Origin of the sequence: Rhizobium ruizarguesonis, from assembly GCF_012349115.1 — a bacterium.
Classification (GTDB): Bacteria; Pseudomonadota; Alphaproteobacteria; order Rhizobiales; family Rhizobiaceae; genus Rhizobium; species Rhizobium ruizarguesonis.
The window spans coordinates 21,347-30,734 of record NZ_PQIG01000118.1 but is presented as its reverse complement, the minus strand read 5'-3'; the positions used below and the strand labels follow the sequence as shown (position 1 = coordinate 30,734).

General features: G+C 58.8%; 9 protein-coding genes, 1 pseudogene and 1 riboswitch. Of the genes and pseudogenes, 4 read left to right on the top strand and 6 right to left on the bottom strand.

Features of this window, described 5'->3' with window-relative positions:
- Window positions 1-241, bottom strand: a pseudogene (locus C3Y91_RS32150) (sugar ABC transporter substrate-binding protein); the annotation flags it as partial.
- A gap of 308 nt (window positions 242-549) precedes the next feature.
- Here C3Y91_RS32150 and C3Y91_RS32145 point away from each other — a divergent pair.
- The 4 genes from C3Y91_RS32145 (at window position 550) to queE (ending at window position 3,577) form a co-directional block, all read left to right on the top strand.
- Window positions 550-1,602 carry a LacI family transcriptional regulator gene (locus tag C3Y91_RS32145; RefSeq protein WP_128412595.1) on the top strand — a complete coding sequence of 351 codons (1,053 nt, stop codon included), beginning with the start codon at window positions 550-552 and terminating at the stop codon, window positions 1,600-1,602.
- Between the two features lie 183 nt (window positions 1,603-1,785).
- Entirely contained in the window at window positions 1,786-2,496 is a 711-nt protein-coding gene (gene queC, locus C3Y91_RS32140) for a 7-cyano-7-deazaguanine synthase QueC (RefSeq protein ID WP_024323817.1), read from the top strand.
- Window positions 2,496-2,852 (top strand): 6-carboxytetrahydropterin synthase QueD, encoded by a 357-nt coding sequence (gene queD, locus C3Y91_RS32135; RefSeq protein ID WP_024323816.1) that lies wholly within the window; start codon window positions 2,496-2,498, stop codon window positions 2,850-2,852. The genes queC and queD overlap by 1 nt, the downstream gene beginning before the upstream one ends.
- On the top strand, window positions 2,849-3,577 hold the full coding sequence (gene queE, locus C3Y91_RS32130; protein ID WP_168252253.1) for a 7-carboxy-7-deazaguanine synthase QueE: 729 nt from the start codon (window positions 2,849-2,851) through the stop codon (window positions 3,575-3,577). Before queD ends, queE begins: the two co-directional genes overlap by 4 nt.
- Before the next feature lie 18 nt (window positions 3,578-3,595).
- Here queE and C3Y91_RS32125 read toward each other — a convergent pair whose 3' ends face one another.
- From C3Y91_RS32125 to nrdH, 5 genes are all read right to left on the bottom strand, one after another.
- The gene (locus C3Y91_RS32125; RefSeq protein WP_130662302.1) at window positions 3,596-4,828 is read right to left on the bottom strand and encodes an adenylate/guanylate cyclase domain-containing protein; all 1,233 of its coding nucleotides are present in this window, start codon (window positions 4,826-4,828) and stop codon (window positions 3,596-3,598) included.
- A 104-nt stretch (window positions 4,829-4,932) separates the two neighbouring features.
- A complete protein-coding gene (gene nrdF, locus C3Y91_RS32120) occupies window positions 4,933-5,907 on the bottom strand; it encodes a class 1b ribonucleoside-diphosphate reductase subunit beta (protein WP_024323813.1) in 975 nt (324 codons plus the stop codon).
- Between the two features lie 86 nt (window positions 5,908-5,993).
- Window positions 5,994-8,198, bottom strand: a complete 2,205-nt coding sequence (nrdE, locus tag C3Y91_RS32115; RefSeq protein ID WP_168576255.1) for a class 1b ribonucleoside-diphosphate reductase subunit alpha — start codon at window positions 8,196-8,198, stop codon at window positions 5,994-5,996.
- Entirely contained in the window at window positions 8,177-8,581 is a 405-nt protein-coding gene (gene nrdI / locus C3Y91_RS32110) for a class Ib ribonucleoside-diphosphate reductase assembly flavoprotein NrdI (RefSeq protein ID WP_024323811.1), read from the bottom strand. Before nrdI ends, nrdE begins: the two co-directional genes overlap by 22 nt.
- Window positions 8,582-8,590: 9 nt before the next feature.
- Window positions 8,591-8,812, bottom strand: a complete 222-nt coding sequence (nrdH, locus tag C3Y91_RS32105; protein WP_017968025.1) for a glutaredoxin-like protein NrdH — start codon at window positions 8,810-8,812, stop codon at window positions 8,591-8,593.
- 262 nt (window positions 8,813-9,074) lie between these two features.
- A riboswitch (cobalamin riboswitch) is annotated at window positions 9,075-9,301 on the bottom strand.
- Window positions 9,302-9,388 lie beyond the last annotated feature (87 nt).

Sequence of the window (9,388 nt, the reverse complement as noted above, 5' to 3'; positions counted from 1 at the left end):
CCGCAACCATCGCCTTCAGCGCCGTCATCGCCGCATCGCCGCCACCGCCGGCAACCGGCACATCCTTCCAGGCAAAACCTTCCTTCGAAAGATCCTGCTTCAGAACGTTCAGCGCCGCTGCCTCGCCACCTGACGTCCACCAGTGCAGCATCTGTACTTCCTTGACGTCGGCTGCTTGGGCCACACCGAGGCCAGCCATCATCACGACAGCAATAGCTGCCGAGCTCAAAAACTTGCTCATGAATTTCCTCCCATTTGCAAATCGGCGGCGGGACCCTCCCTGCCGCCCGATGCTTCCCGCCATTGCAGCGGTCAGCATACAGCCGCACTCCTCCGCGCGGTTAACAATTTAAAACGTTATAAGCCTCCCGTCGTCAAGCCCTTTCTCGACTCTCGAGAAAAATATGGTTATTTCCCTAAGTTACTGAATATAATTCATATTTAATTCATGGCTAACAGAACGTTAAAATTTAAAACGTTTTCATTCGTTGATTGCGCACCGGATTCATCGTGTTATGGTATCGGCAATTCCAGCATGGAAAGCCAAGGGTGACCGAACCGTCCCGGCCGCAGCGCGGCGAAAATCTCGATATAACGCATAAGCGCGGCAAGCCGACCTTGCGAACGATCGCCACGATCGCTGGTCTTGCGGTGACGACGGTGTCACGGGCGCTCTCCGATGCGCCGCAGATTTCGCTCGAGACCCGTCAACGCGTGCACCGCATCGCCCGCGAGATCGGCTATCTCCCGGACCGGGCCGCGCAGCGTCTGAAGACCGGCCGCACCAATGTCATCGCTATCCTGCTCGATTCGCACGAGGAAGTGGTCGGTTTCAGCACCTCGATCATGTACGGCATCGCCAAGGCGTTGAAAGAGACCTCCTACCATCTTGTCGTCGCGCCGAACTTCCTGTCGACGACCGATGTCGAGGCCGCTGAATACATCATTCGCAATCACCTCGCCGACGGGCTGATCTTCACGCGCACCGAACCGCTCGATGCCCGCGTCCGCCTGCTGCTCGAGACCGGCTTTCCCTTCATCTGTCATGGCCGCACCGAATTTTCGACGCCGCACCCCTATGTCGACTACGACAATTTCACCTTTGCCTATGAGGCGACGCGCCGGCTGATCGCCAAGGGCCGCAAAAAGGTGGTGGTGATCCTGCCGCCGAAACGGCTGACCTTCTGCCAGCATATCCTGCATGGCTTCATGACGGCGGTGCGGGAGGCAGGCATCGCCTATGAGATCCCCGAGGCGGTCGATCTCGATACGCCGGCAGACGTGCTGCGCGACTTCATTAGCAGCCGCGCCGCCGCCCCGGATGCTCCTGATGGTTTCATCTGCCCCGGCGAAGTTTCGGCGCTTGCCGTCATCAGCGGCATGAGCGATGCCGGCCGCATACTGGCCGTCGATTACGATATCGTCGCCAAGGAGACGTCCCGCCTTCTCAGCCAGTTGCAGCCGAAGGTCGATACGATCCACGAGGACCTGACGGCGGCGGGCGAGGATCTGGGACGCATGCTGCTGCAGCGCATCAGCAATCCGGATGCCGAGGACCTGCATCTCCTGCTGCCGCCGCAGATCAACTTTCCGATCGGTTAAGCTACCCCGCTGTGGGAGTGTTGGCATCAGACCCCGCAGCCATGAAAATCGCCGTGAAATCAACGTCATCTCATCCCTCAATCACGCTCACGCTTCAAAACTGTTTCCATGGCGCGTGATTTGTCCTAGAAGCACCGCCTAATCCGGTCGCAGCCCACCCGGTCAAAACAAGGGATCCAAAATATGAAAACCATCGTCGTCTGCTCAGGCGGACTGGACTCCGTTTCGCTTGCCCACAAGGTAGCAACAGAAAAGCAACTTATCGGCCTGGTCTCCTTCGACTACGGCCAACGGCATCGCAAGGAACTCGACTTCGCCGCCAGATGTGCCGCACGGCTCTCCGTTCCACATCATATTATCGACATCGCCAGCATCGGCGGTCATCTCAGCGGATCGGCCCTGACCGACAATGTCGAGGTTCCAGACGGCCACTACGCCGAGGAGACCATGAAAGCCACCGTCGTGCCCAACCGTAATGCCATCATGCTGGCAATTGCGTTCGGTCTGGCTGCCGCGCAAAAAGCAGATGCCGTTGCCGTCGCCGTGCATGGCGGCGACCACTTCATCTACCCGGACTGCCGGCCGGGCTTCATCGATGCCTTCCAGCATATGCAAAACGAAGCGCTGGACGGTTATGCCAGCGTGAAACTGCTTGCACCCTATGTCGACGTTTCCAAAGCGGCGATCGTGGTTGACGGCGAAAAACACGGCACGCCGTTCTCGGAAACCTGGTCCTGCTACAAGGGCGGCGAGCTCCACTGTGGGCGCTGCGGAACCTGTGTGGAACGCCGTGAAGCGTTCCATCTTGCCGGTGTCCCCGATCCGACGGAGTACGAAGACAAGGACTTCTGGAAAGCGGCCGTGTCGCGATACTCCGCCACGGAGGTGCGTTGATGTACCGCATCACCAAGGAGTTTCATCTCTCCGCCTCCCATCAACTGGATCACCTGCCTGCCGACCATCAATGCGCTCGGCTCCACGGTCACAACTACGTCGTCGTCGTCGAGCTGGCTGCGGAAAGCCTGAATGATGATGGCTTCGTCCGTGATTATCACGACCTCTCGCCGCTCAAGCGCTATATCGACGAAGCTCTCGATCATCGTCACCTGAACGACGTCTTCGGCCATTCGAAAGTCACCTCCGAATTCCTGGCAAGGCACTTCTACGACTGGTGCAAGCAGCACTTCCCGGAAACATCGTCCGTTCGCGTCAGCGAGACCCCGAAAACCTGGGCGGAGTACAGGCCGTGAGCGCCGGGACCATTCGCGTCAGCGAGATCTTTGGCCCGACCATACAGGGTGAAGGCGCCTTGATCGGGCTGCCGACGGTGTTCGTGAGGACAGGCGGCTGTGACTACCGGTGTTCCTGGTGCGACAGCCTTCACGCCGTCGATAGCGCCTTCCGGGATCAATGGATTCCCATGTCCACGGAGGCGATCTGGCACGAGATCATGAAGCTCTCCGGTGGAAAACCACTGACGGTTTCCCTTTCCGGAGGCAATCCGGCGATACAGCCCCTAAGGCCGCTTATCGAGCTTGGCCATTCGCAAGGATATCGTTTTGCCCTGGAAACACAGGGAAGCGTAGCCCAGGCCTGGTTTCGCGATCTCGACGTCCTGGTCGTCAGCCCCAAACCGCCATCAAGCGGAATGCTGACGGATTGGGATCAGGTGGATAACTGCCTTCAACTGGCCGCCGGCGGACCGGAGGTCGCATTGAAGATTGTCGTCTTCGACGATGCCGACTACGAATTCGCCGAACAGGCGGGTCAGCGCTATCCCCAAATTCCGTTGTTCCTTCAGCCAGGCAATCATACGCCGCCGCCGCCCGATAACGATGACGCGCGCATTGATATCGACGGCGTGATGGATCGGATGCGCTGGCTTGTCGAAAGGGTGACGGCCGACCAATGGTTTGAAGTCCGCGTACTACCGCAATTGCACGTGCTGCTCTGGGGAAACAAGCGAGGCGTATGAGCCTGCCTGCGTTGAAAATTATGCAGCGACGCGCTCCGGAAAGGCGAAAACATCGACGGGCTCTCCAAGCCCGCGCAGCGGGAAGGTGCCGAGACTATCCATGTCCTTCGCGCAGCCCGCCATTTCGACAAAGGCCCGCGACAAGAGCACCGGACGCTTGACCTCCTTGGTCAGGGTTTCCAGTCGCGAGGCGACATTGACCGCCGGGCCAATGACGGTGAAATCCAGCCGCCGGCGCGAGCCGATATTGCCGTACATGACGTCGCCGACATGCACGCCGACGCCGTAGCGCAACGGTTCGCGTCCGTTGCCCGCATACTGCTCGTTCAATTGCGCCATCAACGCCTGCCCTTCGCGGATCGCCTGCAGCAGATCGAGGCAGGCGGTTTCCTTGGCTAACGGGAAGATCGCCAGCAATCCGTCACCCATGAACTTCAGGATCTCTCCGCCATGCCGCTCGATCGGATCTGACATGGCGTCGAAATAATCGTTGAGCAGATGGATGACATCGTCACGCGGCCAGAGATCGGAGATCGCCGTAAAGTCGCGCAAGTCGCAGATCATGATTGCCGCCCCGACGGTCGCGCCGCTGCCGCGCGTCGTGACGCCCGACAGGATCTGTTCGCTCGCATGCGGTCCGACATAGGTCTGCAGCAGCGTGCGCGCCATGATGTTCTTCAGCCGGATTTCGCTGACGAGGGTCAATGCCGGCAGCAGGTCGCGCAGGAAATCGACATGCTCGCTCGTAAAACCGCCCGGCCGGCTGGTCGAAAATGTCGCGACATGCCGTTTGCCGAAAGTATGCTCGAGCGGCCAGGCGATATACTCCGTGAGGCCGTCATCGCGCAGTTCCTGATAGAATGAATCCTCGTCGCCGTCGGCTGTGCCTTCCAGCTGTCTACGCACCTCCTCCGAACCCTGATGGATCGCGTTGACGGGACTCTTCAGGAACTCCGGCGTGTTTTCGACACCATAGGCGAAAGTGTTGATCTTCGCCTCCGCCAGGCCTTCCTTCCAGAGGATGCGGGCGCCGATCCATTGCGGATGGTTCGTCCTGAAATGCAACGTCGCCCGCGCCACCGGCACTCCTGCCGCCAGCAGCTTCTCGCACATGTCCACCAGGATATTGTCGATGAACCGCTCGCCGCGCGTCTCGTTCACCAGCCAGTCGAGAATCCGTCTTCTGCGGATCGGCCAGACGCCTTCTTCCGCTTCGACGGCAGTCCCGGCCTTGTTCAAAAAAGACGACATCAAAAACTCCCGCTACGCCACATCATCGGCGAGGACCGAATTTAGTTTCCGCTGAATGTGGGCGATGAGGGAGCAAATGATAAGAGGCAGACTGCGATCAAGACTCAGAAATCCCAGTCCTCGTCCTCGGTCGCCACCGCCTTGCCGATGACATAGGAGGAGCCGGAGCCGGAGAAGAAGTCGTGGTTCTCGTCGGCATTCGGCGAAAGCGCCGACAGGATCGCCGGATTGACCTTGCAGGCTTCAGCCGGGAACAGCGCCTCGTAGCCAAGGTTCATCAGCGCCTTATTGGCATTGTAGTGCAGGAATTTCTTGACGTCCTCGGTCAGCCCGACGCCGTCATACAGCGCTTCGGTATATTTCGCCTCGTTGTCGTAGAGTTCGAGCAGCAGTTCGAAGGCGAAATCCTTGATCTCCTGCTTCCGCTCGTCGCCGAGCCGCTCCAACCCGCGCTGGAACTTGTAGCCGATATAATAGCCGTGCACCGCCTCGTCGCGGATAATCAGCCGGATCATGTCGGCCGTGTTGGTCAGCTTGGCCCGGCTCGACCAGTACATCGGCAGGTAGAAGCCCGAATAAAACAGGAAGCTTTCGAGGAAGACGCTCGCGACCTTCTTCTTCAGAGGATCGCCGGAGCGATACTGCTCCATGATCAACGCCGATTTCCGCTGCAGGAACTCGTTCTCTTCCGACCAGCGATAGGCATCGTCGACATCGGGCGTCGAGCACAGGGTCGAGAAGATCGAGGAATAGGATCGCGCATGCACCGCCTCCATGAAGGAGACGTTGGAAAGCACCGCCTCCTCATGCGGCGTCGCCGCATCCTCCATCAGCCGGATGGAACCGACACCGTTCTGGATCGTATCGAGCAGCGTCAACCCGGTGAAGACGCGGATGGTCAACTGCTGCTCGGCCGCCGTCAGCGTTGCCCAGGAGGGAATGTCGTTGGAAAGCGGCACCTTTTCCGGCAGCCAGAAATTGCCGGTGAGCCGGTTCCAGACTTCGAGATCCTTATCGTCCTCGATGCGGTTCCAGTTGACGGCGCGCACGCGGGAAGCGGGTTTGATTTGCATGTTCATCGGGTGGTCCTTTTCGGGCGCCAGAATCTGCATGGCGAAGGGAACTGCGAACCCTCCCGTTCCTTGCAGCGCCAGCAGCATTCAAATCACAAGGTACAGGATACGCAGCCCTGCACCTCGGTGCCGGACAGCGCCATCTGGCGAAGGCGGATGTAGTAGATCGTCTTGATGCCCTTCTTCCAGGCATGGATCTGCGCCTTGTTGATGTCGCGCGTCGTTGCCGTGTCGCGAAAGAACAAGGTCAGCGACAGGCCCTGGTCGACATGCTGGGTCGCCGCTGCATAGGTGTCGATGATCTTCTCCGGCCCGATCTCGTAGGCGTCCTGATAATAATCGAGATTGTCGTTGGTCATGAACGGCGCCGGATAATAGACGCGGCCGATCTTGCCTTCCTTGCGGATCTCGATCTTCGAGACGATCGGATGGATCGAGGAGGTCGAGTGGTTGATATAGGAGATCGAGCCTGTCGGCGGCACCGCCTGCAGGTTCTGGTTATAGAGGCCGGAGGCCATCACCGCCTTCTTCAACGCGGCCCAATCTTCCTGCGTTGGAATATGGATGCCCGATGTCTCGAACAGCGCCCTCACCGTCTCCGTCGCCGGCTCCCAGAGCCGGTCGGTATATTTGTCGAAATAGTCGCCGGAGGCATACTTCGAATTCTCAAAGCCCTTGAAGCTCGTGCCGCGTTCGACCGCCAAAAGGTTCGAGGCGCGGATTGCGTGATAGGTCACCGTATAAAAATAGATATTGGTGAAATCGACGCCTTCCTCGGAGCCATAGAAGATGCGTTCGCGGGCGAGGTATCCGTGCAGGTTCATCTGGCCGAGGCCGATCGCATGGCTCTCGTCATTGCCCTTCTCGATCGAGGGAACCGAGGAAATGTGGCTCATGTCGGAAACGGCCGTCAGCGCCCGGATCGAGGTCTCGATCGTCTTGCCGAAATCGGCCGAATCCATTGCCGCGGCGATATTCAGCGAGCCGAGATTGCAGGAAATATCCTTGCCGAGATGTTTGTAGGAAAGGTCGTCATGATATTCGCTGGCCTCGCTCACCTGCAGGATTTCCGAACAAAGATTGCTCATCGAAATACGTCCGGCGATCGGGTTCGCCCGGTTCACCGTGTCCTCGAACATGATGTAGGGGTAGCCGCTCTCGAATTGGATTTCGGCAAGCACCTGGAAGAATTCGCGCGCCTTGATCTTCTTCTTGGAGATGCGGGCATCATCAGCCATCTCGCGGTACTTTTCCGTCACCGAAATCTCGGTGAAGGGCACGCCATAGACGCGCTCCACGTCATAGGGCGAGAACAGGTACATGTCCTCGTTGTTCCTCGCGAGTTCGAAGGTGATGTCGGGCACGACGACGCCGAGCGAAAGCGTCTTGATGCGGATCTTCTCGTCGGCATTTTCGCGCTTGGTGTCGAGGAAGCGCATGATATCGGGGTGGTGGGCATTGAGATAGACGGCCCCCGCGCCCTGGCGTGCGCCGAGCTGGTTGGCATAGGAGAAACTGTCTTCGAGCAGCTTCATGACAGGAATGATGCCCGACGATTGGTTCTCGATATGCTTGATCGGCGCGCCCGCCTCGCGGATATTCGTCAGCGACAGCGCCACGCCGCCGCCGCGCTTCGACAATTGCAGCGCCGAATTGATCGACCGGCCGATCGATTCCATATTGTCCTCGACGCGCAGCAGGAAGCAGGAAACCAGGTCGCCGCGCTGCTTCTTGCCAGCATTGAGGAAGGTCGGAGTCGCCGGCTGGAAGCGGCCGGAAATGATCTCGTCGACCATGTCGCGGGCAAGGGTCTCGTCGCCGCGCGCCAAGGCCAGCGCCACCATGCAGATGCGGTCCTCGTAGCGCTCGAGATAGCGCTTTCCGTCGAAGGTCTTCAGCGTATAGCTGGTGTAGTATTTGAAGGCGCCGACGAAGGTCGGGAACCGGAATTTCTTGGCATAGGCCTGGTCGAACAGGTCGCGCACGAAATTGAAGGAATACTGGTCGAGAACCTCCTGCTCGTAATAGCCCTCGGTCACGAGGTAATCGAGCTTTTCCCGGAGATTGTGAAAGAACACCGTGTTCTGGTTCACATGCTGCAGGAAATACTGCTTGGCAGCCAAACGATCCTTGTCGAGCTGGATCCTGCCCTCATCGTCATAGAGGTTCAGCATCGCGTTCAGCGCGTGATAGTCGAGCGTTTCCACCGCTTTCAAAGGGCGTTCGCCGGCGGGATGAGCAAAAGTGTTATGCGGTTTTGCGCCCGCATCCCGCGTCAGAGTTGTTCCCGTGTCCAAAACCGTTCCATTCCGTATTTGACGTTGGCGACGTCGTCTTCCGTGCCCAGCAGCTCGAACCGGTAGAGGTAAGGCACCTGGCATTTCTGCGAGATGACGTCGCCGGCGAGCCCGTATGTCTCGCCGAAATTGCTGTTGCCCGCGGCAATTACGCCGCGGATGTGTCCTCGGTTTTCCGCATCGTTGAGGAAACGGATCACCTGCTTGGGAACGGCACCCTTGCCGCCGTTGCCGCTATAAGTCGGCACGACCAGCACGAAGGGTTCGCGGATATGGAACGCGTCTGCGCCACCTGGCAGAATGCGCGCCGCGCGCAGTCCGAGCTTGGCGACGAACCGATGGGTGTTCTCGGATCGGCTGGAATAATAGACGATCAGACCCATCGCCTTTCCTCAGGAAAGTGCGCTGATCATGTCGGGACGGAAGCCGGCCCAATGCTGCTCGCCGGCGATGACGACAGGCGCCTGCATGTAGCCGAGGCTGCGGACGCGATCGAGCGCTTCGGCATCCTCAGAGATATCGACGATGTCATAATCGACGCCCAACCGGTCGAGGGCGCGGTAGGTGGCAGTGCACTGGACGCAGGCAGGCTTGCTGTAGACGGTGATGGTCATCATGTTCCTCGTGATTCAATGGATTCCGGACGCAAAACTGGGATCGGGCGCCTTGCAGCGTCCGAGGCAAAACTTGGCAATCAATCTGATTAGGGCGGCGCTTCAGGCGCCGGGCATTATCCCTTGCAGGATCTGCGCGGGCGGCGGTTTTGATGCTCTCGACATGACTTCAACCCCGAAGTGCTCATGCGGACGTTCGGGGCAGCGCAACAGATGCGGATTTAATCCACCTGACATGCACAACCTTCCGGACACCCCGCCCGTGGACGTTTCGCTCAAGGCAGGTCTCCTGGCTTGCGGGTCGAAGCACCCTGCCCCCAGCCTTCCCAAAGCATCATGCCTCAGTGACCTGAAATCGGACAGTTGCTCGCCGCTTACAGTTGCGGGGGCAGCTCCGGCCTTGTTTTACCTTCATGGCAAAACGCACCGTATTCCCATCTTAGCCCGCGATCCTGACGAATCGAAGGAACCTTGAACACAAGATATAGTACTCGAATCAAAGTTGACGTCAACGGATGGTTTGTGCGTCGCGTTACGGCATGTTTGAAATTGCTACATTCCTGTGAAAAACATGGG